Consider the following 24,975-nt stretch of genomic DNA (forward strand, 5'->3'; position numbering starts at 1 on the left):
ATGTTTAAAAAATTAATATTCTGCAATGCTTTATTGTTGTTTCCTGCAAGTGTATTTGCAGCGACAAACATTCCTGATTCCCAGCTTATCTACACTTGGGGCTATGGCAATATAATGAATGATATGCTTCAAGCAGTTAAAGGTATGACAACTGAGGCTGATTATATCATCAAAGCTGCAATGACTATAGCCTTTTTCATTTTTGCTATACAAAAAGCTATGGGCGATAGGACAAGTCCTATCTTTGAATTTGGTAAATTTTTACTTCTTTATGCTGTGGTATATTTTTTCTTTTTAAGTCCTGCAAATACCTCTAAAAATCAATTTATGATTCACGATGAAGTTACAAATAAAGATTATGTTGTTTCTCGTGTGCCAATGGGTATAGGCTATACTTTATCTTTAATGAGTCGATTTGAAAAGGTTTTGCTTGATGGAATGGAAAAACATTTTTCAACGCCTGATTCTACAGCGTATTCTCAAGCAGGATTAGGTTTTTCATTAAATGCTATGATGGATTTACCAACTTTGAGAATTCAAAAAACAAATCCTGATGTGCAACTCAATATAAATGCCTATGTAAAAAATTGCTTACAATACGATACTTTAAGTGGTAAAATTTCTATAAATGATATACATACAAGTGATGAATTAATCAATGTTCTTTTCCCAACTACAAATTCTAAACTCACAGTTTATTATGAAAACAATAACGGACAAATGAATGATAGCCTTATTTCTTGTGGAGAATCAGCTCAAAATTTAAAAAGAGACATAGCTCAAGTTGCTGGAGCTAGAGAAGCAGTTGAGGCTCATATTGCTAATGTAGGCACAGTAACTGAATGGAGGAATAAATTCAATGGTGTATCACAAATTTATTTTGGGCAAGCAAAAGGTGCAAGGGAGCAAATTCAACAAATGGTGCTTATTAATGCCCTTGATGATGGCATTAATAATACAGCAAGTGTTTTAGGAATTGATCCAAATTCATTAGCGGCTAATGCAGCTGTTGCAGAACAAAGTTATGTTACAGGCATGCAAGCTCAAGGCAAACTTGCTCAAACCTATCTGCCTATAGCTAAAGCTTATCTTACAGCTATTATCGTAGGACTTTCTTGGCTTATGGCGATTTTATCTATAATGTTTGGCTCATATCAATATATAAAAATGTTTTTTGTTTTATGTTTATCTTTAGTGCTTTGGACACCAATATTAAGCATTATTAACTATCTTAATGATTTAACCTTGCAACATACTTTCGCCTTTGTCAATGCTGGAGTAGGGGCTATTACTTATGCAAATTATCAAGAAGTGTTTCAAGCTGTAACTTCACATTCAAGCTACCTTAAATACCTCGTAATGCTAACTCCTTTATTAGCTTTTTCTCTAGCAAAAGGCTCTGAAATGGGCTTTGTATCTTTAGCTTCAGGCTTAAGCCAACAACTAGCAGGCAGTGCAAGATCAGCAAGTAGCTTTTCTACTCAACAAGGACTTTCTACAAGAAGTGAGATAAGTTCTGCTGATGGTTCTATGACAAGCTCTCTTTATGCTGGGAGGAAAGAAGATGTGTATGCAAGCGATACAGGCGGTTCTTTTGTGCAAATGTCAAATGTAAGTAATTTGGGTGGATATGGAGCTAATGCTAGTGTGTCAACTGTCGCAAATTCAAAAGGCGTTTTAAATTCAGATGGTAGTGTTGGGCTTGGAGATGTATCAACAATAAGCACTTCTGCAATGAATTCTGAAAGTCAAACTAGGCTTTCTAGTATTACAAATTCTGCTAATAGTTATTTTTCTACCGATGAGGGGCGACAGTTTTTATCAGATTTTATGTCCTCTACAGGTAGTTCTAGTAGTAGAGCAAAAGGATTTGGTTTTGGGGATAATACAAGTATCCAAAGCACAGAAAGCAGTAGTAGTGGAAAAGGTGATTCTACCACTTATCACGATCAAACAAATGTTAATACAGCTTTCAGTGGAGGTGTAGGTATAAATCCAAAAGGAGATAGAGGGGCTTCTGGTGCAAATGTAGGTATTAATGGCTCAATTAATGAATCAATGGGCAAAAATATACAAAATACAGAGAATGTTTCGGAAAACAACACTCATAGTGGAGGTAAAAGCTATACTTATACCGAGAATGATGTAGCGAATTTAATGCAAGATAAAGCATTTAGAGCAGCATTTGGCAATCATCTTTCCACAAGCGAATCAAAAGGTGCTCAAGAACTAAAAAGCCAATTGGATAGTTTTACTGCATTAGAAAGCTTTTCTAAACAATATGGCACAAATACAGAAACACAAATGGTGCAAAATTATATGAATGAACATAATCTTCAAGGAAATCAAGGCTTAGCTCAAGCTTTAGTTGCTTTAGAGCAAGCAGGTGCTAGAGGAGATTTTGAGACATTGGGACATTATGCTGGTATGAAAAACAATGAAAGCATTAATGCTAGCGGACTTGAAAAACCTGATATGAAAAATCATCTCAACTATGACAAGGTAGCAGGAGAATATAGTCAAAATGCTGGAAGTGCTAAATTTCAATCAAGTTTTGGTGTGGATAAAAATGGTAATATTGTTCAAGGGGCATTGACAAGGGAACACTCCCAAAATTCCGATGATATAGCTTTTCAAAATGGCGGAAAGGCTGCAAATCTATCTAACTTAGGCGGAAAGACAGATACAGCTGCACAATTTAAAGATATTGGCAGTCAAAAATCTATTGGTGCTGGTAGAAGTTCATTCAGCACAGGAAAAAATTTAGATAGAGGGATATTTTGATTTATAGTGCCTTATTGGGAGGCATTATAAATCAATGGTAGGATTTTTAAAAATATAATTGGGGTTTATTGGATTATATACATTGTGTGGACTTGAAATATCTTTGCCATATGGATTTAAACGATCTTGTTCAGAAGCGAAATAATCGTCTAGTGTATTATCATTACTATGGTTATTCCTTGCAATAGTGGTGCCATATTTTACATATGCAAGAAAATAAAAAACAATAATAGCTACAATAAGTCCAATGGTAGTAGCAATTAAAACTTGATAAAAATCTTTAAGTTGATTATAATCATAGTTTATATAAAAACCATAACCTATAAAAACACTCCAGATTATTATAGGTAAAATTAACAATTTGCATAATCTTTTTCTCATTTCAAGCACCTTGTTTTACCAATTTGGGATAAGTAAAGGCAATTTAATGTTTGCCAATCATCTTTATTACTCAGTTCCACAATTTTTTTGAGCCCTTGTTCCATTGCCTGATTGTTTGGTTCTTTATAACCCATTTCAAAGGAGGCACTTGCTGCTATTTTAGCTAAAATATCTTTTTCTTTTTTTGAGCTCCAAACAAAAGAATAATTATCCACTACATATTGACTACCTTTTTCAGCATTCAATTTTTTGATAAGAGTTATACATTCTGTCATTTTTTGTCTTGTGGGCTTGTTGTTTGTATCCCTAGCCATACAAGTTAGAACATATCTTTCATTGACTTCTTGAGCTTGTGTAAAAGTAGTAAAAATTAAAGTTGCGAGTAAAATATTTAATTTTAAATTCATCTGCAAACTCCTATATTTTCATTATTTTAATGATGATATTATAGCATAAAAATGTTAAAAAGTCAATGATATATAATAAGAAGTATCAATTTACCATTTTATAATTTGAAATAAAATCATTTAAAATTTTATTCAAGTCATCTTTTGAAATAGTATTGTCAGCTACACCTACGACAATATCCTCCATAATTTCGGCAAATTTATCATTATATTTATCATCTAAATCTAAAAAGTGCATTCCTAAAAATATAGCAGTTCTTTTATTTCCATCTAAGAATGGGTGGAATTTTATACAAGCAAACATTAAATGAGTGATTTTATCAGCAATGGTTGGATAGTATTTATCATTTTTTATGTGCTCCAAAGCACTTGTTAAGTAAGAAATTTGTGTATCATTGTAACCACTAAGCCCACCTATCGTTTCAATGATTTTTTCGTGAATGGCAATAGCTTCGTCAATTTCTATATACTTCATTTATCTTTTAATCTTTGAAATACAGCCTTAATTTGTGGTTTTTCAAGTTCTTTTGCCATCTTTTCCATAGTTTTTTTAACAGCTTCTCTTTCGGCAATGTATGCTTTGCTTTGTTTTTGAGTGGCTTCTTGTCTTATTGTTTGCATTGTAAAATCCTTTGGTTTTAGATGAGTGTTGTTTTATATGTTTGTTATTGATTAAATTTGCTTTGAAGCTTTATATTTTCATCGTTTTAGCTATAGCATTGTAGCATAAAAGCGTTAATAAAGTCAATATACAAAAACTTATTTATTTTTAAGTTTATTTAAAGTATGATTTCTTATCAAGACACCGAAAAGATGCCTTAAATGGCATTTGTATACCGAGTGCTATGGTTGCCTATTGTTGGTGGGCTGTAAAAGGGTTATCTTAATCTTCCCCATTACTGCATATTCTTAATCCGATGCAGTGGGGATTAGGGTAACCCTTTTTTTATGCTTTGGGAAGAACTATGAAGAAAAAAACTTGCAATTTTTATTGATTGGGAAAATTTAAGATTAGATATTCAAAAAATACAAAGAAGAAATAGAGATATACAGTTTAATTATAACGATGTAGATCAAGTCGTTAGTTTAATTCATAAATTTGTGAATGAAGATGAAGAGATTTACAGAATTTCTTTTATACTGCCCAGCCCTTAATGTGTTTGCGTTTTGTTGAAGCTCATAAGATTGCTTCAGCCTTTTTGGTGGAATCAAAAGTATGATTTTTTTATCTGGAAAAAGTTGTTTAAATCTTACAATAGTAGAATTTAAATCAGTATCAGCTGTTACCAAAAAAACTTTATCCATTCTATCTAAGAAAGCATCTTCTAAAATTTGTATAGCTATATTGACATCACTTTCTTTCTCTTCGCAGGTATCATATTGCTGATCACATTTTCCGTATCTAGGTTTTTTCTTTTTAAATTTGCCTAATATTACTTTTGTTTTTGATAATTGTTCTAATGCTTGTGTATAAAGCTGATGCTTAGCTTTTTTATGAGGATTAAAATTTGTATAAGCACTAATTAAAATTCGGATTGTTCAGATATTTTATTGCATAATAAAGATTAAAACCATCTATGTAGGCATTAACACGACGCATAAGAAGTCCAAAAAATAAAGGTCCACCCAAAATGGGTGGCTATTACCATATAGATAATAGGTGGATGGTTTAATTATATCTTATTTTATTTAGTAAACAAGTATAGATATTAAAAAAATTAAAACCCAAGCCTTTGTTTCTTATATTCCTCCAAGCCTTTAATAAGCCCTAAAAACATATTTGAATCAATAGCTCCCTCAATAGGTTGTCCTATAACTTTACCTGTTGGAGTAAGTACGTAAGTTGTTGGAGTTACTCCATTAAAAAGCAAATCTCTTGGTATCACTCCATCATCTGCATTTAAATTTGTGGTAGCTACTATGAAATTTTCATCTAAATAACTTAATAAGGCTTGATTGCTTGATATATCATTCATTAGCTTGTGGCAAAACTGACAAGTATCGCTTAAAACAAAGAATATCATTAATTTAGCTTCACTTTGTGCTTGTATAGCCGCATCGTATATGTTGTCATAAGTTTTTGCGTTTAAATTTAAAAAACACAACATAAGAACTGCAAAGATGGCTAGTGTTCTCTTTTTCATATTTATCTTCCCTCTTTGGTGTGGTTCTTTTTAAATTTTGACACAATTTTATCTAGTAAATATGCCTTTGAACTCTTGCGAGGTTGCTCATCGGTTATCTCATTCAAGGACTTTTCTATTTGCCTTTCTACTTGCTTAAAACCTATTTTGAGATTTGTAAAAAACTTTGCAAATTTTTCTTTTAGCATTTTTCTTTCCTTTTATTTATAAAATGAGCCACTGCCCATTGCTTTAATAAGCCTATCTAAGCCTTTGCTCTTGGCTTGTTTATTGATTTCTTGCAGAGCATAAGCAACTTCACTTTCCCCATACGCTATCACATAATTTTCGTTTTCATCAGGTTCCCCTATAATTTCTTTGTAGTCTTGCACTGCTGGATTATAATTTTGTATGTATAAGACTGCAGGCACTCTATCAATCTTAAATCGCCTTGTAATTTTTGGATTGATTTCTATCTTGTGTTCATAATAGTTTGTTTTGTTTTGCAAATCGCCTTTTGGATTTTTAATCATTAAATTTTGCAAATATTCTCTTGTGGGATTCATATAACGCACATTATTACCTACAACGCCCCTTAAAACAAAGCTTACATCGGTATTTACTTGTTCTAAACTTTTGAAGTAGTTTGTTATGGTGGTATCTTTTAAAGATGAACTTATGATAATAAAAACTTTTTCGTTTGGCTCAAGGTATTTATTTGTGTTGAGCAAATGTTTATTAGATTTCAAGTCATTTATCATAGCTTTTGTTCGTTCTGAGTATTGTCCTGTATGCTTACCAAAATCAAAGCCCTTATCGTTTAAAATATAATCCTCATTTTTGCTTACTTCACGAGCAAATTCCTTGCTTTTTCTCATCTTAGTAATATCTTGAGCTATGTTTTGTGCTTGCTTGCTTTGATAATATTTTATGCTTCCATAGCTTTCATTGAAATCTTTAGAAGTTATTTTCATTTGCGTGTCAATACTTGTGAGATTTAAATCTTTTGCATTGTTGTGAAGCTCATCTACATTGATACTTGATCGCAAGTCAGCCTTATCTTTAAGATATTTTTGCTCGAATAGTTTTTCTTTGTCTGTTTCAGCAAAAAGAATATTTGAGACTATGAGGCTCAGTAATACTATTTTTTTCATATTTTTCCTTTCTTTTTACAATACGCAACATTCTTTTTTCTTGAAGATAATAAAGCTAAAATTATCCCCATTAGCTGGTAAATTTTTAGCATAACTCCACAATAAGCCTGATTGTCCTATTGCCATACCCATTGGGTGTGGTATAGGAGCGATAATTTGTAAGCGATAAGATGATTTAAGCCATATAGGTAAAGGATAATCAGTGCATATCCCACTTACGGTAGGTGGTCCTGAACTTTCCCACAATACAGACTCTCTATGAAGCTTGTAGAGCATACCTGCTGCTACAGAAGCCGCATCTTCTACATAGTCTTTACTTCCTGTATTGCCTGTAAGTGGATAAGCATTACCCCAAGAACCTTTGCACCAAAACAATGGATCAAGTGCTATATTGGTTTGTGCTGAAGTAGCATCAGCAATACAAGAAAGGTGTGATATGGGATTACCAAATAGTAAGGCATCAGGATTGACTAAAGCTGACAATTCATCATCTTGCCATAAAGGATCAACTTCTGTCATATAGGCTATATCAATACCAACTCCAGCATTCAAACATAATAAATCAACAAACATACCTAAAATTTCAAATAGAGGGTAGATATAATAATGCGATTGGTAAAATACTCTTTGTCTATCTATGGCATCGCCTTTTGTGCCTGATGAAGTATTGATAAGATTGGCTCCCATATTCAATCCAAGTCCTGTAAAACAAAATGGGTCTTTTACCACATCAATCATTCTGCTTGCCTCAAAATATCCTATAGGAAAGCCTATTCTTATAAAAAGAGGTGGTGGAGCTTCGCATATACAAATAGGTGCTGATGAAGAGCCTCTTACATCAGGCATTGGTCCTTGTATTAATGGAACTGAAAACATATACAAAGGAAACATACAAGAATAGCAAATCGAAGTCATAGTATTTACCACTTGTGCTGGATTAGCTAAGCAAACAGATTCTGATTTGCTTGGAGTAAAAAATAAGAATGATCCTATCGTTAAAGCAAGAATGGAATGTTTTGTATTCATTGATGAGCCTTTGAGAGTGTGGTGTTTTGTTCCTTGCAAGAAAGGCAAATTTCGCGCACTTCTATAACATTGCCCACTTGCTTGATAATGCTTGGTGTTTTTTGTATATTAAATCTATCACGAATTTGAGGCACAAGATAAAAAATAGCTTGCTTAAGCTCTTGATTTAAATCATAATAACTTCCATTTGAAAGAAGTAAGCGGTAAGCTATAGAATTGGCATAGACACTTGTCTTAAACCATTCCACTTCAGCTTTATTTGTGCCATCAATAACAATCATTGCATAGTTTATTTTTACATAATCAGCTGGGTTGAAACTATATCCTTTTTTATAGATTATCTTGCCATCAGCCCCTCTTATGTCTTCATTCAGCGTATAAGTTAGATTTGGATAAAATACTCTATCTTCTGTTGCAGGTTCAAGAGCTTTTAAATCTTTTGGCTTGTAATTTTTAACATTTTCAGCTCCTTTTTGGTTTATTTCTCGTGCTTTTTGCTCGAAATTAGCTTTATTTTTGTTAATATGCTCATCAATAAGCTCTAAAATATCTTTTTCTGCAAAATCATAGTTTTGTCCAAGATTAAGCTCTATCCTTGATCCTGCTAAAGTTAAATTACAAAGTAGTAAGCTTATGTAAATGCTCCTTTTCATTTATCCCCCTCTAAAATTGCATTTTCAAACAAAAATATGGTATTGTTGATAATGTCATCTTTATTGCTTAATCCAGCTCTTATCCTTTTCCAAATCGCTTCGCCCTTTGAGTTTTTGTAAATAAAAAAATTTTCAGGCGTTGTCTCAAGTTTAAAAGTTTTAATTAAATCTTTTCGTATATCTACATCTATATATTCAACAGTAACATCGTATTGTCTTTTAATGGTATCATAGATATCTTTTTGTTTAATATTAGTATTTTCGTTAAATTTGCTCATAAAAACCACAAAAGCAAGGTTGTCTTTGTGGCTTTTAAAGAATTGCTCTACCTTTTTATCTCTTTGTATCAAAGCATCGTTACGCCCAAATTTATCACTTGCTAGTTCAGGAAATTCCAAGTTTGGATTTTCTAGTAGATTAACTTGCCATATCATTGCAAATTTTTCAGATTGTTCTAATTGCCACTTATTCATCTTTTGTAAAATAGCAACATTTTCTTTTGTAGGTTTCATTGTGGCTATCTTTCTAGCTTTTTCAAAGGTTTGAGTAAATTCTTCGGCTGTAAGATTCTCTAAGGAATTAAGTGGTATAGAAGACATAAACACTTCATCTTGTTTATCAATTTCTTTTTTTCTTTCTTCAAGATTTACGCTTTTATTGACGTCATCTTTTTCAAAATAATGCCAGCCTCTTTTACTAGTAGAAAAAAAATCATTCTTTCCTATATTAAAATACTCATTTGCGTAGCACAAAGAACTTATTAATGCAATACTCATATATTTTTTATACAAAGCATTATCCTTATTTATAATCTCAAATACAATTATATCAAAAAAATATTATTATTAGGAATATAATATTTATAAAAATATTGATTTTTTATTAATAAAAATTATAGTGAATAATTAATTATTTTTATAAAATTTATTCTGATTTTTTAATTTAATTAAATTAAAAAATAAGTCATCTTATCTTGTGTTATTTTAAATAAAATGGTGGTCTATTTTTAAGCCCATTAACTATTTATAATTAAAATTGCACTTAAATTTAAAGTATTAATTAAAATAACCTGTTTTATTTAGAATTTTTGCAGAGGTAGTTAAGCTCTAAAAGTTTTTTATATTTTTTAAAATCTTAATTATGCTTTAATAAATAAAAAATACCTGAGTTTCATAATAAAATACCGCTATTTACTTTCATTGCATATTCAGTATGAATAATATTATTTTCATACTACGATATACTTTCAAAAGCTTAATTTTAGGTAGTTTAAATTTTCATTATAAAATCAGTATGAATATATCTATTTTCATACCATAAATTTTATAAAATACCAAAAAATAGATTTGCTGATTTTTGCAATTAGAAAGGGCTAAAATATTTTCGTTGCAAGCAACATTACTTCGTAATATAAATACCTATTTTCATACCATAAATTTCAATTAGCAACCGTCTTTTTCTCCCTCCTTTTTCCCCTTATTCTAACACCCTTGCTTTACTCTCACAAAACAATATTATTTAACACGCAACACCCCTCTCATTTTTTACCTATTTTTCTACCTCATTCATACTCAATTACACACACAAACCCTTTCAATATAATTCAAGCTCTTTATATGTTTCATATATCCCTACTTTTAATCTAGCCTTGCTTATCGGACTCATTTTTTACCTCATTTTTACCCTTATTCTCTGCCTCATTCTTGAACTCATATACTCAAAAAACACACAATATAGTCAAATAAAATGCTTTATAAATAAAGATTGCAAAGTAAATATCAATATGCAAGAATTGCAAATTCATACCACAAATACCGCACAATTTGCCAAGATGATGTTATAATACAGTCACAAAATAATGGAGTAGAAGCTATGCAAGAAACACAAAATAAACAACCAAGCCGCCTTGAGAAAATTATACATACTTGGATTATCAAAGCCTTTCAATACCAGCTTGCAAATCCCAATGATAAAAGAAAGATGAATAGAGAAAAAGTGTGTTTAAATTTCATTATATCAATTTTTAGCCCTCAAACTCAACCTAATCCACAGCTTATTGGAGCAAGTAAAAATCTCTACAAAAGACTTAAAAATACTATACGAGAAAAGCTTAAAAGAGTTTCAAAAACACCAAAACTTCAAACTCTTAAAGAAAAATATCCAAAATTAGAAATAGAGCGAGCTTACAAATACGCTGTCTTAAGCAATAAATTTGCTTTAACAAATGAAGATATAGAAACTTTTGAGAAAATTATTGAAATTCTTGCTTTAAATGTCTCTAAAAACAAAAAAGATAAATAAAACATATCCTATTGCCTCTTAAACAAAGTTTTTTTGATTTAAGAGGCATTTTTGGCTCTGTATAGCAATTATAAAATTTCACAAAGCACTCATAAACGCAATAAGATGCCTCACAAAGCAAAAATCTCAAAAAAGCTAGTCTTTTAGATTAGCTTAAACTTTGCGGTGTTTTTGAGCGTTTGTGGCGACATTCTATGGATTTTCTTTTTTAGGTTAGAACATAAGGTTTGTTTTATCAAAGATATATCAAAGATAATCCTCACTATAACATAGGTATTATAGCATATTAAGCCTAATAAGTTGCTTAAAATAGTGAATATATAGGGTTTTTTATTACTTTTTTTAAAAACATAAGTTTATTTTTCCGTAGTTTTTACTGAAATCAAAAATAACTTAGAGCAATCTTGTGCCTCAGATTAAATTGTTATTTTCTTTTTATCCCATAAAATTAATTAGAGTTTTATATTTCCTGCAAATGAGTTGTTTGTAAGATATTAAAAGTTCTTTTGAAAGACTTTTTTAAAGTTATCTTAAGCAACATTTATGGCATAAAGCTTTGTTTTGATTTAAAAAGTTCCTTGAAAGTTCTTTAAAAATCACATTAAATTCCTTTTTAAACAAACTTTTGCCTATCTTTTTTAGTTTAAAACGATGAGATAACGCAAATGAATATTTTTTGTTTTTTATGCGATATTTTAATATATATTTAAGCAAAAAAAGTAAATTAATTATTCATAATTTTATAAAATATTAAGTAAAAATATATTACTATTATGAATAATTTTTAAGTGTGATTATTGATTATAATTTGAAATAAAAGGAATAAAAATGCAAAGTGTAGGTTTAAAAAGCAAAAAAGATTTAGAACGCATTGCTATGCTCATCTCTGCGAAAAGACAAAGACCGCTTGGAGAAACAAAGTCTTGGCTTGATAATTTTGGAGGATTTCTTCATATAGAAGATTTAGAAAGACTTTGTGAGTGTATAGGTTATAAAAATGTTTTCTTTGCAAGAGAAGAATTACAAGCCATTAAAGATACCAATAGTATAAATGATTGTTTTGGTATTAGTCAAATAACCATAAAACTTAAAGAACCCAAGTTTTTAAATGAAATAAAAGCTTTTATTCCTATTGATGAAAAAAGCTTGTTAAATAAAACTCCGCCAAATAGGGTGCAAGCTAGGGTAAAAATTAAAGTAGTCAAGGGCAAGATATATACAATTTCTTATTATCCCAATTATCAAAATTTTAAGGAGGTTTGATGGAAGCAGTAAGTTGTGGAGCAATAAATCCTATCTTTAACCCAAGTCAAAGTTCAAGAAGAGAGAGCTTTGAGGATTGTATTGCTTCTTTTAAAAATTACAATAAAGAAAAGGCTAGAAAAGAGAAATTAAAGCAACAAGGGTTTAAAACGAAGAGAAATAAATACAAAAACATTATTTTTTTAAAGGAGAATGTATGACAGCACAAAACATAGCCATAGATATAGGATATGGCGACACAAAGGTAATGTTTGATGGTAAATGCTTTAAATTTCCATCAGCCATAGAACAGGTTCGCCAAGCTCAAGTGAGTTTAGGTGGTAATGAAAACGATGTGTATAGTCTCAATGGTTCAAAATTTAAAGTAGGGCAAAAAGCTACAAGAAATGCTATTGCCACAAGAGGTTTTGGTTTTTTACAAAAATATTCGCCTTTACTCATAAGGCACGCTTTTGCTTTAGCTGGTATTGATATAAATAAGCCTATATCACTTGCTACAGGACTTTCTCTTTTAAATTACCAAGAAGCACAAAGCTTTTTAGCTGGGATTACAAATTTTATTGTAGATGATAAGGTATTTGAGCTTGATGTTTCTTTATTTGCTCAAGGGCAAGGCATATTTATAGAATGTCCTTGCCAAAAAGACAATAAGCTCGTTTGTATCATTGATATAGGCTATAACACGCTTGATTTCTTAGCCTTTGAGGATAACGAGCCAAGAAGCGATTTGTGTTTTGCTAATCAAGGAGGAGCAAATAAGATCATCGTAGATTTACAAAAACTCTTAACCAAAGAATATAAGATAGATTTTAGCGAACAGCAGGCTAAAAAGATATTTATGAGCAAAGAAGTGCAAATTTCAGGACAAATCATAGACTTTAGCGACACAATCAATGCAATGACTATGCAGTATGCTGATTTTGTGATGGACGAGTTTTACAACAAGATAGGAGATACTATTAAACTTGCTGATAGCGTTGTTATTTCAGGTGGTGGAGCATATTTTTTAGATAAAGAATATATGCAAAAAGAATACCCTCATATCTTTTTTACGCAAATCCCTTATGAGTTTTCTAATGCTAGAGGTTATTATAGAGGTGCTTTTGAAAGCGATAATGAATTGAAGCATAGGGAGTAAAACAATAAATATGAACTATTGCAAGTATGAAAACACCTTTTCATAAAGGAGAAAAATAATGAAAACAATTAAGCTTAAAGATTTTCATAATAATACCAGCATAAAAGCTTACATCAAGGAAAGTTTACAAAAACTTATCTTTGCAAGCATTGTATTTATCATTATAATAGTAATTGCTTTCTTTCACAGAGATAGCCAAGCAAATCTAATCGCAGGCATAAGTATATTTTCGCTTTTATTTTTTATTTTCATCTTTGGTATATATGCTGATATAAAAGGCTTAGCTTGGTATTGTAAAGGTTTAGAAGATAAGCAAAATATAAAGGATAAGGAGAAATAATGAAAGAAAATAAATGGGTTAAATTTATTCCAAAGTCAGAACAAGTTGCCCAAATACTCAAGCAAGTACCAAGAGGTGTTCGTGGAACTTTTATAGAACAAGCGATACTTGAGTTTGCCTCTAAAAACCCCTCTATCAGTTTTCATTTTGATGGTATTACAAAGCCAAAAAGAAAGAGAAGAACTAAAGAAGAAATGGCTAGAGATAAGGTTTTAAAAGCTGAAAAAGCTATTCAAATAAGCTCTAAAACAGCTGTTAGTCCTGTTAAAACACAAATATACAATGAAGCTTCGGATACAAAAAAAAGGCAAGGAGTTTCGCAAGGGAAGATGATGTTTGGTTTTGCAGATATTGATAAGTGAATCGCCCCCCCCCCCCCATTTCTCCTCAAGAAGTAGAGGTGATTCACTTTTACAACTTAAATTTGTTGGCTAGAATGGCAAAAGTTTTGTCTTATTGCCCAAATAATGACGAAAATCAATAGTGAAATTTGACAACATAATTGCCAATATCATTATGTTAGTTTAATGAGAACTTCAGCTAAATTCATAAATAACTTGTTAAAGTCTTTAATTTTATTTTCGCTTGTTTCTTTGGCATTGCCAAATTGATTTGCATTGCTTAAATCTTTATCATCTAGTAAAAAGACAGGCTTTTTACTTCTTTGGCTAATGGCAATAAGAGTATTGAAATCTGGAATTTGAGCTAAATCGTAGGGCGACAAATTAGGGAAATAAGAACTAACAACATTCTGAAATTTACTTTCGTTAATCACGCAACCGATCGTATTCAATTGTTTTACAAAAACACTATTTATGGTTTGCCTTATTTCATCTATACATTTTTCAAAAGACTTTGTAGGAGCTTTGTTTCTTAGTCTATATCTTTGTTGTATAGCTCCTAAAAACAATGGCTTATTTTTGATTTTATATTAGTTTCTTCTTTAAATTTTCCTATTTCATTATGCCATTGTATCACTTTCTTGCTTAAAGAATGAATAGCTTGTAAACAGAAATAATCTGGGCTTGTTGGAACTATAAAACAATCACTTTCCATTAAGGCAAGTTCATTTAATCCGCTTATGCTAGGGCTTAAATCTAGGAGTAGATAGTTTATATCGTTATATCTAGCTATTTTTTCTAAAGTAGAAAAGAAATTCTCTATGATTTTGCCAAGTATAGGTAATCCTGTTGTTATTTTTAATGCTGTGGTTATTTGACTATCAAGCTCTGAAATATTTAAACTTCCAGCAAGCAAAAATAAGTTTTCATTATCAACAGGGCATATCTCCCCATCTTTAGCTGATTCTTCCGCGTTACTTCCAGCTATAATTTTATCAATAGTAGGTTCAAAGGTTATGTATTGCTATTTTTATAAAAGCTAGTCATAAAGTCATCGTCAAGAGCCTTGTTTGATAATACAAGTCCTGTCAAATTACATTGTGGGTCTAAATCTACTAACAATACCTTTTTGCCAAGCTTAGATAAAGCCCAACCTACATTGTATGTTGTGGTTGTTTTACTAACTCCACCTTTAATGATTAAAAAACAAATTGATTTCGATGACATATCTTGAACCCTCCTAGAATATCTTAATGGGATGTTGTAATATTGTTTTGTTTTAACTTTGCTTTCTAAAACAATTAAATAATACTATTGGTGCTGATTTTTCTCATCTGTGAATTTTTCTAAATTCACTAGGCTTTATAGAATTTTTATCAGCCCATAATCCCAATTTAAAAGTTTTAGCATCAACTTCTTCTGTGGCATAATCTTTGCTGTATTCAATATAAGCCCACGCATAGCCATTTTTTACCATTTCCTTATTTATGTCCATATCATCTAAAAGAATTAAGCCTATACTTCTTTGATATTTATCCTTATCTTTGATAAGAACTTTTACTTCTTTGCCTGCAATAAGTGAAGCTAAAAATTCTCTTGCTTTATTACCATAGCTTTGTTTCTTTTCAGGAGCGTCTATACCATATAGCCTAATTCTATGTTTTGTTTGGTTTGAATCAAGCATATCTATAGTATCGCCATCTATGACTTTGATAACTATGCCTTGAATAGTATTTTCTTGTGCTTTTTGCTGGTTCAATGATAGTGTATAGGCTGATACAATACCTAAAATAAGCACAAGAAAAAGTTGCTTTGGCGTTTTATTCATCAATCTTAAGATTTGATTAATTTTCATTGTTTATCCTTTGAATTTTGTTGTTATTTGATTTTTTCTTTACTAATGCTTATTAGGCTTGGTTCTATATATTCTAAATCTAAGCGAGAAGATATACTTCTTAAAGCTTCAGAAGTTTTTACCATTATTTTTTCCCAAGCTTCAAGCATAGTATCGACTTGTTCATATTCAAGTTCTATGCCTGCTAGGTTGCGTAATTTAAAGAAAATTTCATCAGTTTTTTGAGCCAAATCTAAGATCATATCCGACTCTTTCGTTCTTGATACTATAATCCTGCTATTCTTTTTTCTAAGAATTTGTGTCCGTCTATTTTTCATTGGTATCCTTTTTTATGTTGTATTCTAAAATGCTATATGATGATACTTCACTAGATTTTTTCATACTCTCAAGTTCTTTTATGCTTAGGTTGAAAGTCATCTTTGCTTCAAAAGGCACACAAGCAAATGTTTTTAACTCTTCATTGGGATTTTTAATATAATACATCGATTCGTAATATCCATTATCAACGCCTACAAACCAAACGAGTCGTTTATTTTCATCTTCGTGATAGCGATAATATCTAATAAGATAGTGTATTTTTTGTTCCAAATTTTCATCATTTTTGAGAATTTCTTTAAGAGTTTGCATAAGGCAGGTTTTGGTAAAAAGCACAAATTTTTTATAAGAAATGCTAGCTATTTTAAAACTCCTTTTTTCCATAGTGTTGATTTTTGTCCTCAAAGTCTCTAAGAAAATTCTTTCTATGCTTTCTATATCAAAAGCTTGCTCTTTGATAGGATTGTTTGGTTTTACTTCCTTAACCTTATTTTCAAAACTTTCAAATACATCTTCAAAGTCCATATCCAAAATTTTCTCCTTTTGTTTTTCGTTAAGCTCTATTGTTGTTTCTTCTTGCTTGACATCACTTAGTGAAATTTTTTCACTATCTTTAAGATCGCCCTTAATATCCCTAAAATCTACAATAATGCTTTTTTTCTGTTTAGCTTTGTTGAGTGCAAGTTCTACTTTTTCCAAGCAGTCTTCATAATTTAAGCTGTCTCTTGACATTATTAAGCCTATATGGTAAGTTTTGAACTCGCTTAAATTTAATCTTTGGCTTATATCGTATGCTAGATTAAACGCCTTACTTCTATCTTTTTGCATAAAAACAAGATATAGTCCTTGAGCGTGGGTGCAAAAATTAAGTTCATCTATTTGAAGTTCTTTTTCCAAAATAGAGTTAAGACTTTCAAATTCTTTATTGTCAAGTTTGTTGCCCAAATCAAGTTTTAAAAGAGCTAAGTTTGGCTTTGAGCTTGTGTATATAGACTCATTAAATATATTTTCTAATTTTACAAGATTTTTAGGTTCGATCATTTCTCTTTGGATAGGTTCTTGTTTTGGTATGATCTTGTTTTCTTTTGGCTTGCTTATGGTGTTTGTGGATATTGTTTTGGCTTTTAAATCACAAATTTCTTCGCCTTTTCTATATAAATCAAGCTCTATATCTCTTGTGCCTTTATCTGCATCAATTAAAAATTTAAGCAATACTTCATCTTTGCTCAAAGCTCCGCTATGATGTCTTTGCACCACTTCAGCAATTTCCTTTAAATCAGGACAATCAGTAAAACTATCATATAAAATAATTGAAGAAAGATTTTGATGGGGCTGTTCGCTAAATTCTTTAAAATTAACTCTCTTGCCATTTTCACCAAAGCCTTTCATCTCATATTTTTTGATTTTACCTATATCGTGGGCTAAAGCCACAATGATAGCCTTACCTATAAAGTCCTTTTTGCTCACATTAGCTTGTTTGATAAGCTCTAAGATGAGTCTAGCAACGCTCAAAGAATGTTTATACACGCTAATTTGTTCATAAATATCAAATCTTGTTTTCTTATCAAAGCTCACATATTCTCTATCTTTATAAAGCATATTAGGTTCAGTTTTGGCATAAGCAACTACACTAGGGCAATCTTTGTTTTGCTCAAGGAGATTGATGAGCTTAATAATAGTCTTTAAATGCCCACTACTTATTTTTTTTACATAAGGTTTTAGTGTCTCATTTATAAAGAGCAAGCTTGGCATTTCATTAAAATGAGCCACGCTAAGGAGACTTTCGTTGATATTGGCTATATTTTGGTCTTTATTGTATATGGTTTTTTCACTATTATTTTTATATTTTTGTGTATTGTATTTGGTCCAAAGATGAGCTATTTCTTCTATATGCACTTGAGTGTTTGCTTTTTTGCCTATTTGAAGCTTTCTATCTTGCCAAAGTATTATAGAGATAAGTCCAACTTGTTCTACCATAAGAAAGATAGCAATAATATCTTTGTATTTTTGCATTAAAAACCAATAGGTGTTTATATCAAAAAAAGCACTTAGGCTAAAAATTTCAGTATTAAATATAAGTAAAACAAAGATAAAAGAAAAAAATATAATCAAACTAACAAAGATATAAAAGCTTACACTTCTAATCAAAGAATGCTTGTATATATAATTCATCGTGCTTTCTATCAGATCAAGCATCGCCTTTTGCCCCACTTTTTTTGGTTATATCAGGAAAAGTGATTTTTAAAGAACCATCATTTACTCTTAAAGTTTTACCTTTAAATCTCCCCTCAAAACCAAAATAATACATTTCTCTTTTAGCTAAGGTTGTAATATGATCAGCTTCAATATTAAGTTCTTCAACTTCCCTTGAAGTAATGCCACCCTCAACTGTCAAAAAATAAGAAAAAGCCCTGTGTTTGCCTCCTAGATCAGAAATTGTTTTGGCTGATTTAGTATCATTTAAACGCATAATGATTTTAGTATTGGTAAGTTCCAAAAGCTTATCGGCTCTATCTTTTGTGATTTCGGCTACTAAATCAGCTGAGCTTTGAGTAAGTCCTGTAATGGCTACTTTTGCACCACGAGCTTGAGCATATAAAACTTCTATGCCTATATATACCGAGCTAGCCGCTTCATCTATATAGAGCATTAGAGGCTTTTTAAATTTTCTCCCTGAAGCATAAATACGCCCAACGCAAGATTGTATCATTGAAATAGTTACCTTTGAGATAATACTTGAAACCTGTCTTGTAAGCATAGAGCCTGTCATTACATATAAAAGCACACCCTCATCTTTTTCAAGCTTGTCTATAAAAGCATTGCTTCTTGCTGATCCTATAATTTTGCCTGTATTACCCATAGTCATTTGAGTAAGTGTAGTTCTTAGAGTTGATGATACTTTTGCAAAATAATCCTGAGGAGAAGAAAGGACTTGATTGAAAAGCACAAGAAGTCTATCAAGCTCATCTTCCTCATATTCTCCATTATTTTTAAGCTCTTCAAGATCATCTCTAAGCTCAATTAAACCTGAGTAATATGCTTTTTCTGCTATTTCATTAAAATTTAGAGGCTCGGTATTTTTCTCATATCGCCTTTTAATAAGCAAGGTTTTAACAATAACTGTAGTGGTTTCATTGGCTATATTAAAGAAAAATTCATCTTTAGCTGGCACACTTGCAACTATATGAGCGATAAGTTCTTCTTCCATATAGTAATTACTCAGCGGATTAATTTGTAAAGAAAACTCAGGGTATATAGGACTTATAAACATCACATCATTTTCCCTACCATTTTGTTTAGCAAGTTCATAAAATTTTGAAAATAAAGTTATGTCGCCCTTTGGGTCAATGATAGCAACATTATTTCCTTTTGGAATATCTTGTTCTATAAGTCCCTCAATAAGCTTTGTCTTACCCACTCCTGTTGATCCAAAAACAAAGGTGTGATTATATCGATTATCATCATCTTGAAAGATATTGACGAGCTTTTTCTTACTTTTAATATCTTCAAATTCAAAACCTTTTCCAATGAATGTTTTATTTTTAAACAACTTCATAAAATCCCTTTAAAACAGGCTCGATAGCATCTATTTCATCTTTAGAAATAAAAATATAATCTCTATAGTCTTTTAAAGCTTTATCAATAGCTTCTTTAAGTGTAAATTTAGGGCGATAAATTTGATGAGTTATATAGCTTTGAAATCTATCCGCTATATTAATATAAGCACATTCCTTAGGATAATTAGTTACTCTAAAATATCCTGTTCCATTTGGTTTTTCGTGATGATAAAGAGCAAATTGGGCTGCTCTGTGTAGTTCTTTTTCTTCCAAAATTTCAGCAGAGATTATAGGGTGGCGTTTAATAAGCTCATATTCTTGCTTGTTAATGCGTCTTTTATCAAGTATAAAATTTTCAATTCCTAAAAACCCCAAATTCGCATAATAACCTGCAAGATAGTATTCTTCATCTTGGATATTTAAAGCTTCGCCTATACGCCTTGAAAGCTCTCCTGTCCGCATAAGCTCTCTTTCTATTTCAGGTTTTAGCTTGGCAAGTATGGCAGTAGTTTCTCTTAATTTGTCTCTTTCTTCATTGTATTTTTGAATGAATTCTTCTTGATCCATAACGCTTTTTCCTTTTACTTTAATAATTTTGGTATTCATCTTGGATTATTTGTTTGTCTCTTCTCTCTTTGTAGCCTTTATAAAAAATGGTAATATAAGGCAAAAAAGCAAAGATACACATAGAAAAGAGAATTTCATAGCCTGCATCGTGTAAAGATGGAATTGCGTATTTATAATAAAATATATAAACTTGTTTTACTGAAATACCGCTGATAAAAGGTTCAAAAATCCACATAGTCCAATCAGCCCAAGAATATACAAGTTTTGGGTTTTCAAGTGAAATTTTCATTATCCACGAAAAAAGAAGAAAAATTGCTATGCCTTTAAGAAGAAAAGAAGCACTTCTACCATTCATTAAGGCAAAAATAGCTCTTCTTGTAAGTAAGCCTTTGTAATATTTAGAGATATATACCATAAAAAGCGTTGTAATAACAATAGGTGCGTATGAGCTTAAGCTAAAAAACAATTGTTCTGTTTGTGTAATAGGCTCATTTTGAAAATAGTATTTATAGCTCGGATAAATCACTTGCAAAAAGCAAAGCAAACACGAAAATATAAAACTTTCAAGCATACCATTTTTAAAGCCTATTTTAAGATAATCCCAAATTTGTTCCAAAGTAAAGTATTCTTTTGGAATTTCTTCGCTTCGTTCTTCTATAATGTGATAGCGTTGAATTTCGCTTAGGGCATTGAGTATATTTCTACCTCCAAGCCATTCTCTTTCTTTTGCTTCCCCAAAATCTAAGTTTGGGTGGGCAAATTTACCTGAACCATATTGATTAACATCGCCCTTATTACCTATACCACCAGTGCTTGGTCTTGATGATGAGGTGTTGTTTGTTCCTGTCATTTTATCTCCTTAGTTCTATGCTAATTTTTTCATTAAGCTGCGTAGCCAAAGCCTTGATTTGCCACTTGCTCGGTTTTGTTGCACAATATACTTTTACTTCCTTGCCAAAAATTCTTTGTGTGGCATATACTCCACAATCACTAAGCAATTCTTTTGCTTCGGCTAAATCTACATCGCTATGAATTCTGCTGAGTGTAATTTTTATTTTAAGCGAATATTTGCGATATTTTTTAATATGAAAATACATTTGCTTGTCAATTTGATAAAAATGGCTTTTAACATCTTTTATAAAAAGAAATTTCTTTGGAGCAAAGCCATAACCAAGTTCTGTCATTACATCAAGTCCTATGGCTTTAATCCTTGTAATTCTACCTTTGATGATATTATTTTTTGCAAGAGTTTTTGATTTAAGATTTGCAAGCCTTTCTTCGTTAGATATATCAATAAGATTGCTTATGAAATTGTCAAGTATAGCTTGGTAGGTATATCTTGTAATTTTAACTTCTCTAACTCTTTTTTCTTTAAATCTATTATAAAAAGTTTCATAAAAACAAAGTTTATTATTTTTCAATTCATCACTTATTTCTCCATAATTACCACTTTCTATGATGGCTGTTTTTAAGCATTTAATAACTCTATAAACTTCAACATTGTATTTTTTAGAAAGTCCTTGTATAAAATCCAAGCTTGTCATTTCTTTTCTCTTAAATGCGGAAACTCGTGATAAAATATTTCAAGCAAACCATTTTTTTCAAGTGCTTTCAAAACCTTTGGAACGACATTTTTACCTGATATGGTATTATAAAAGCTTGCTTTGCTAAGATTGTTCTGTCTTAAAAAATAGTCTGTTCTTATCCCTCTATTAAATAATTCTATAACTACGAGATGTTTTCTTTTCACCGAAATACCTTATAAAAATTTTAATCAAAATTATAGCATTAATATTACTAATAATAATATTTTTTTATACATATTTTATAAAATAATATTATTAATTGTTATTTTATAGTATCTTTATTATTTTTATTAATATTAAATTAGGAATATATTTTTAAAATTTGTTAAGTCGATTTTAAAGATATGAATGATAAGATAAATAATTTTTTTAGGAATTAAGGTTATGATAAAGAATAATATTGGGCAAGAATCTCAAGAAAATAAAGATATAGCCAATCAAGTGGAAATTGGGAAAAGAATAAAAGAAATAAGAGAGCTAAGTGATTTAAATCAAATTGAATTTGCTAAAAAAATAGGACTTAAACAAAGTTTTATTTCAAGAGTAGAGCTTGGAAAGGTTAATTGTCTAGCAGATATGATTTGCTCTATGCACGAAGTTTATGGGGCTAGTCCAAATTATATTTTATTAGGATATGAGCCTAAATTTATCAGCAACGACTCATTTTTTAAAAAAGAAAAGGCTCTTAAAGAGGAAAAAGAAAAGGCTCTTAAAGAGGAAAAAGAAAAGGCTCTTAAAAAGGTAGAGGGCTTCGTAAATAGTCTATATAAGTAACTTTTTTCATACGCTGTTAAAAACAATATTCCAATCAAAAAAACTTCTCTCTGTTATAAAAACCAAGATTAAACTACCTTTCATATTAAACTAAATTGAAAATGCAAAGGTAGGTTAAAGTTTATCAAAATTTAATTCCATAAAAGCCTTGCAGACAGTTTGTAATGTAAAAATAAAAATACAAAGGAGCTTATATTAAGATTGTAAAATCTAAGAAGCAAATGAAATTGTCTTGTTTGTTAGCAGAGTTAAGCTAAAGCAAAGGTATCTATTTTTTTTTTTTTTTTTTTTTTTTGAATTTAGAATTTTTAAAGAAAAATTAAAATTTAAATTTAATTTCTAAAAAATAAATTAAATTTAAATTTTCTTTTTTTTATTTACCAAATTCTATAAATTTACTATAAGGCTTCTATTATGACACTTCCAAAATCTATTATGACACTTCCACTTTTTTGAAAAAAAATATGCTTTAAAATATTTGCTGTATAGGTATTTACGCAGATTCCAAATGAGCTTACAAAAGTCTTTCAAAGCATTGTTTTTAAAATTGGATTGTGAGTATATGGGCTTTCAAGTCCTTTTAAAAAATGAAAACTTCTATTATGACACTTCCAAAATCTATTATAGCACTTCCGCAAAAATGTAGAAAGGAATAAAATTTTTGATTAAAAAACACAAAAATGCCTTATAAATAGGGATTTTTTTCTATTATAACACTTCCATAGCCTATTTCATAGGCTTTTGAGAGTTATTATTTTGATAGAATGTTATCATTTTATGTTAAAAAGGATTTTTGAAAGTGATTTTTCTATTATGACACTTCCACTTTTTTCAAAGGTAAAAAAAAGAAGTAATTTTTTAAGAAAATATATATTCTTTTTGAATTACTATAAAATGGTGTTTTAAAAGCATTTTTTAATGAATATAATAAGAGCTGTGAGAATAATGATAAATATGATATTTTTGTCTATTGACATTTGAATTTTGCTCCGTTATAATACCGACATTTAATTCATTTTATGAATAGGTTTTAGCAGTTAGGATAAAGCGTCCTCGCCCCGCTCCTAACCGTGCTTGCGGTTTCATTACTGTCTAAATCGTGGTTGAGCTATTTGAGACACTATCGGTTAATTCTTAGCCGATGTAAAACCCTTTTAATTGCTGGGAAGCTCTTAAAAAGTTAGATTTTTAAGATAAGTTTTGCGTGCTTACTCGATAACGCAATAAAGTAGCTTTTAAGGGATATTTATATCCTTTAACGAAATGCTTTAAAGGGATTAATTACCGCTTGATCTCAGAAATGAGTCTCAAGGCAAATAGGGTAATGTTTATTGTACGGTAAAAACATTAATCCAAGAGGCAATCAGCAGCCAAGTGCCTAAGTATAATTTATATTATATATGGCAAAGGTTCAGAGACTATCGAAAGTGGGTTTAAGAAATAAAGACTAAGGACAAATTTGTGCTTTGCATAAATAATAAGCAGGGCATAAAATTTATCAAAAGACTTTGCTTGGAGTGTGCTTATTGTTGTATTACAATTGTTTTACACTCTGACAAAGCACAAATTTGTCCTTTGAATTGATTCTTAAATCAAATGAGTAGAGTAGAATGTAAGCAGTATATCTTTTTAATTTTTTCCCCTTATTTTTTATCCAAATTGAGTTGTAGAGTAAAGACTCTATTTTTAATCATATATTTTACGAGGAGATTTCATTATGGCTGAAAAACAAAATACCGCCACTAGTAGTGGCAAAAATGCACAAAGCACCAATGCTCAAAATGCAAGAACAACACTTAGCAGAAGCGAAATTATACAAAGAAACACAGAAAGAAAGAAAAGAGTCATCGATCAAAATACTAATGCCGCTGTATTTGTAAGTGATTCAAAGGCTGGAACTCAAATATTTTTTAATTTGAGAATGATTGATTCTTTAGATTCGGCTATTAGGCGTGTGTGGGGTGATAAGCTTGAAATGAGTGAGGTGGAAGTATGGTTCTCAGGATTGAGAGAAGTTCAAGATAAACTTAACAAGCTTCAAGATGTTGGTATGGAGTTGCTTGTAAAGGCTGATAGCCCAAGAGACATCAACAATAGAATACTTAGAAATGCAGTTGTTGAAAGAATTGCCACTAAGAAAAAAATAGATAATCCTCCTGAAGTTAAAACAGAGACTAAAGAGGATATTAAAACCACCACTAAGAAAAAATAAGGGGAATTTTGGATATGCAAGACATTCCAAAGAGAGGGCTCTGCTAGAAATAGCAAAAATATAGTCCGTTCTTTATCGTGAGATAAAGCTGTCTGCTTTTTACACAAAAACTTTCAAGCGTGTAGTTTTATGTGAAAGTAAGGCGTATACAAAAGTTGCGTTTTGTATAGAACATCAAGAAAATTTTATTTACTGATA

The 24,975-nt window shown here is 30.5% G+C and carries 31 protein-coding genes; 9 read left to right on the forward strand and 22 right to left on the reverse strand.

Features of this window, described 5'->3' with window-relative positions; all coding sequences use genetic code 11:
• Positions 1 to 2,784, forward strand: a complete 2,784-nt coding sequence (locus DMB91_RS03860; RefSeq protein ID WP_143116816.1) for a conjugal transfer protein TraG N-terminal domain-containing protein — start codon at positions 1 to 3, stop codon at positions 2,782 to 2,784.
• A 24-nt stretch (positions 2,785 to 2,808) separates the two neighbouring features.
• Here DMB91_RS03860 and DMB91_RS03865 read toward each other — a convergent pair whose 3' ends face one another.
• The 11 genes from DMB91_RS03865 to traF form a co-directional block, all read right to left on the reverse strand.
• Positions 2,809 to 3,165, reverse strand: coding sequence for a hypothetical protein (locus tag DMB91_RS03865; protein WP_034903115.1), 357 nt, complete (start codon positions 3,163 to 3,165; stop codon positions 2,809 to 2,811).
• Complete coding sequence (locus DMB91_RS03870) at positions 3,162 to 3,572, reverse strand: hypothetical protein (RefSeq protein ID WP_034903118.1); 411 nt, start codon at positions 3,570 to 3,572, stop codon at positions 3,162 to 3,164. Before DMB91_RS03870 ends, DMB91_RS03865 begins: the two co-directional genes overlap by 4 nt.
• A gap of 85 nt (positions 3,573 to 3,657) precedes the next feature.
• On the reverse strand, positions 3,658 to 4,047 hold the full coding sequence (locus DMB91_RS03875; protein ID WP_034903121.1) for a type II toxin-antitoxin system death-on-curing family toxin: 390 nt from the start codon (positions 4,045 to 4,047) through the stop codon (positions 3,658 to 3,660).
• Entirely contained in the window at positions 4,044 to 4,193 is a 150-nt protein-coding gene (locus tag DMB91_RS08830; protein WP_170999484.1) for a hypothetical protein, read from the reverse strand. Before DMB91_RS08830 ends, DMB91_RS03875 begins: the two co-directional genes overlap by 4 nt.
• A gap of 465 nt (positions 4,194 to 4,658) precedes the next feature.
• On the reverse strand, positions 4,659 to 5,108 hold the full coding sequence (locus DMB91_RS03880) for an NYN domain-containing protein (protein ID WP_081946891.1): 450 nt from the start codon (positions 5,106 to 5,108) through the stop codon (positions 4,659 to 4,661).
• A gap of 182 nt (positions 5,109 to 5,290) precedes the next feature.
• Entirely contained in the window at positions 5,291 to 5,716 is a 426-nt protein-coding gene (locus tag DMB91_RS03885; protein ID WP_034903126.1) for a thioredoxin, read from the reverse strand.
• 2 nt (positions 5,717 to 5,718) lie between these two features.
• Entirely contained in the window at positions 5,719 to 5,904 is a 186-nt protein-coding gene (locus tag DMB91_RS03890; protein WP_034903128.1) for a hypothetical protein, read from the reverse strand.
• 12 nt (positions 5,905 to 5,916) lie between these two features.
• A complete protein-coding gene (locus DMB91_RS03895) occupies positions 5,917 to 6,849 on the reverse strand; it encodes a TrbC family F-type conjugative pilus assembly protein (protein ID WP_034903132.1) in 933 nt (310 codons plus the stop codon).
• A 15-nt stretch (positions 6,850 to 6,864) separates the two neighbouring features.
• Entirely contained in the window at positions 6,865 to 7,875 is a 1,011-nt protein-coding gene (locus DMB91_RS03900; RefSeq protein WP_034903136.1) for a TraU family protein, read from the reverse strand.
• The gene (locus tag DMB91_RS03905) at positions 7,872 to 8,528 is read right to left on the reverse strand and encodes a chromosome segregation protein ParM (protein WP_034903139.1); all 657 of its coding nucleotides are present in this window, start codon (positions 8,526 to 8,528) and stop codon (positions 7,872 to 7,874) included. The genes DMB91_RS03900 and DMB91_RS03905 overlap by 4 nt, the downstream gene beginning before the upstream one ends.
• The gene (gene traF / locus DMB91_RS03910) at positions 8,525 to 9,319 is read right to left on the reverse strand and encodes a conjugal transfer protein TraF (RefSeq protein ID WP_260604873.1); all 795 of its coding nucleotides are present in this window, start codon (positions 9,317 to 9,319) and stop codon (positions 8,525 to 8,527) included. Before traF ends, DMB91_RS03905 begins: the two co-directional genes overlap by 4 nt.
• A gap of 1,081 nt (positions 9,320 to 10,400) precedes the next feature.
• On the opposite strand from traF, the gene DMB91_RS03915 reads away from it, so the two are divergent.
• The 6 genes from DMB91_RS03915 (at position 10,401) to DMB91_RS03940 (ending at position 13,932) form a co-directional block, all read left to right on the forward strand.
• Positions 10,401 to 10,829, forward strand: coding sequence for a hypothetical protein (locus tag DMB91_RS03915; protein ID WP_034906926.1), 429 nt, complete (start codon positions 10,401 to 10,403; stop codon positions 10,827 to 10,829).
• An 828-nt stretch (positions 10,830 to 11,657) separates the two neighbouring features.
• Entirely contained in the window at positions 11,658 to 12,092 is a 435-nt protein-coding gene (locus DMB91_RS03920; RefSeq protein ID WP_034906924.1) for a hypothetical protein, read from the forward strand.
• On the forward strand, positions 12,092 to 12,292 hold the full coding sequence (locus DMB91_RS03925; RefSeq protein WP_034906922.1) for a hypothetical protein: 201 nt from the start codon (positions 12,092 to 12,094) through the stop codon (positions 12,290 to 12,292). The genes DMB91_RS03920 and DMB91_RS03925 overlap by 1 nt, the downstream gene beginning before the upstream one ends.
• Positions 12,289 to 13,230, forward strand: coding sequence for a ParM/StbA family protein (locus DMB91_RS03930; RefSeq protein WP_034906921.1), 942 nt, complete (start codon positions 12,289 to 12,291; stop codon positions 13,228 to 13,230). The genes DMB91_RS03925 and DMB91_RS03930 overlap by 4 nt, the downstream gene beginning before the upstream one ends.
• Before the next feature lie 58 nt (positions 13,231 to 13,288).
• A complete protein-coding gene (locus DMB91_RS03935; RefSeq protein ID WP_143116817.1) occupies positions 13,289 to 13,570 on the forward strand; it encodes a hypothetical protein in 282 nt (93 codons plus the stop codon).
• On the forward strand, positions 13,570 to 13,932 hold the full coding sequence (locus tag DMB91_RS03940; RefSeq protein ID WP_034902528.1) for a hypothetical protein: 363 nt from the start codon (positions 13,570 to 13,572) through the stop codon (positions 13,930 to 13,932). Before DMB91_RS03935 ends, DMB91_RS03940 begins: the two co-directional genes overlap by 1 nt.
• Before the next feature lie 152 nt (positions 13,933 to 14,084).
• On the opposite strand, the gene DMB91_RS03945 is transcribed toward DMB91_RS03940, so the two are convergent.
• The 11 genes from DMB91_RS03945 to DMB91_RS03995 all read right to left on the reverse strand — a co-directional run bounded on the left by DMB91_RS03945 (position 14,085) and on the right by DMB91_RS03995 (position 21,955).
• Complete coding sequence (locus DMB91_RS03945) at positions 14,085 to 14,480, reverse strand: hypothetical protein (protein WP_143116818.1); 396 nt, start codon at positions 14,478 to 14,480, stop codon at positions 14,085 to 14,087.
• Positions 14,471 to 14,929 (reverse strand): ParA family protein, encoded by a 459-nt coding sequence (locus tag DMB91_RS03950; RefSeq protein ID WP_143116819.1) that lies wholly within the window; start codon positions 14,927 to 14,929, stop codon positions 14,471 to 14,473. Before DMB91_RS03950 ends, DMB91_RS03945 begins: the two co-directional genes overlap by 10 nt.
• A complete protein-coding gene (locus DMB91_RS03955) occupies positions 14,926 to 15,138 on the reverse strand; it encodes a ParA family protein (RefSeq protein WP_143116820.1) in 213 nt (70 codons plus the stop codon). The genes DMB91_RS03950 and DMB91_RS03955 overlap by 4 nt, the downstream gene beginning before the upstream one ends.
• A 103-nt stretch (positions 15,139 to 15,241) precedes the next feature.
• Positions 15,242 to 15,766 carry a thermonuclease family protein gene (locus DMB91_RS03960; protein ID WP_034906554.1) on the reverse strand — a complete coding sequence of 175 codons (525 nt, stop codon included), beginning with the start codon at positions 15,764 to 15,766 and terminating at the stop codon, positions 15,242 to 15,244.
• A 23-nt stretch (positions 15,767 to 15,789) separates the two neighbouring features.
• On the reverse strand, positions 15,790 to 16,083 hold the full coding sequence (locus DMB91_RS03965; RefSeq protein ID WP_034906556.1) for a hypothetical protein: 294 nt from the start codon (positions 16,081 to 16,083) through the stop codon (positions 15,790 to 15,792).
• Positions 16,073 to 18,277, reverse strand: a complete 2,205-nt coding sequence (locus tag DMB91_RS03970; protein WP_034906558.1) for an HD domain-containing protein — start codon at positions 18,275 to 18,277, stop codon at positions 16,073 to 16,075. Before DMB91_RS03970 ends, DMB91_RS03965 begins: the two co-directional genes overlap by 11 nt.
• The gene (locus DMB91_RS03975; RefSeq protein WP_034906561.1) at positions 18,270 to 19,637 is read right to left on the reverse strand and encodes a type IV secretory system conjugative DNA transfer family protein; all 1,368 of its coding nucleotides are present in this window, start codon (positions 19,635 to 19,637) and stop codon (positions 18,270 to 18,272) included. The genes DMB91_RS03970 and DMB91_RS03975 overlap by 8 nt, the downstream gene beginning before the upstream one ends.
• Positions 19,624 to 20,205, reverse strand: a complete 582-nt coding sequence (locus DMB91_RS03980) for an HD-GYP domain-containing protein (RefSeq protein WP_185900256.1) — start codon at positions 20,203 to 20,205, stop codon at positions 19,624 to 19,626. Before DMB91_RS03980 ends, DMB91_RS03975 begins: the two co-directional genes overlap by 14 nt.
• 19 nt (positions 20,206 to 20,224) lie before the next feature.
• A complete protein-coding gene (locus DMB91_RS03985; RefSeq protein ID WP_052043251.1) occupies positions 20,225 to 21,055 on the reverse strand; it encodes a hypothetical protein in 831 nt (276 codons plus the stop codon).
• Between the two features lies 1 nt (position 21,056).
• Positions 21,057 to 21,749 carry a hypothetical protein gene (locus DMB91_RS03990; RefSeq protein ID WP_034906566.1) on the reverse strand — a complete coding sequence of 231 codons (693 nt, stop codon included), beginning with the start codon at positions 21,747 to 21,749 and terminating at the stop codon, positions 21,057 to 21,059.
• Entirely contained in the window at positions 21,746 to 21,955 is a 210-nt protein-coding gene (locus tag DMB91_RS03995; RefSeq protein ID WP_034906568.1) for a hypothetical protein, read from the reverse strand. The genes DMB91_RS03990 and DMB91_RS03995 overlap by 4 nt, the downstream gene beginning before the upstream one ends.
• A gap of 220 nt (positions 21,956 to 22,175) precedes the next feature.
• Between DMB91_RS03995 and DMB91_RS04000 the strand changes: the two genes are divergently transcribed.
• The gene (locus DMB91_RS04000; protein ID WP_143116821.1) at positions 22,176 to 22,565 is read left to right on the forward strand and encodes a helix-turn-helix domain-containing protein; all 390 of its coding nucleotides are present in this window, start codon (positions 22,176 to 22,178) and stop codon (positions 22,563 to 22,565) included.
• A gap of 1,717 nt (positions 22,566 to 24,282) precedes the next feature.
• Positions 24,283 to 24,777, forward strand: coding sequence for a hypothetical protein (locus DMB91_RS04005; RefSeq protein WP_052043266.1), 495 nt, complete (start codon positions 24,283 to 24,285; stop codon positions 24,775 to 24,777).
• Positions 24,778 to 24,975 lie beyond the last annotated feature (198 nt).

The sequence above is a fragment of the Campylobacter sp. MIT 97-5078 genome (genome assembly GCF_006864455.1).
Classification (GTDB): domain Bacteria; phylum Campylobacterota; class Campylobacteria; order Campylobacterales; family Campylobacteraceae; genus Campylobacter_D.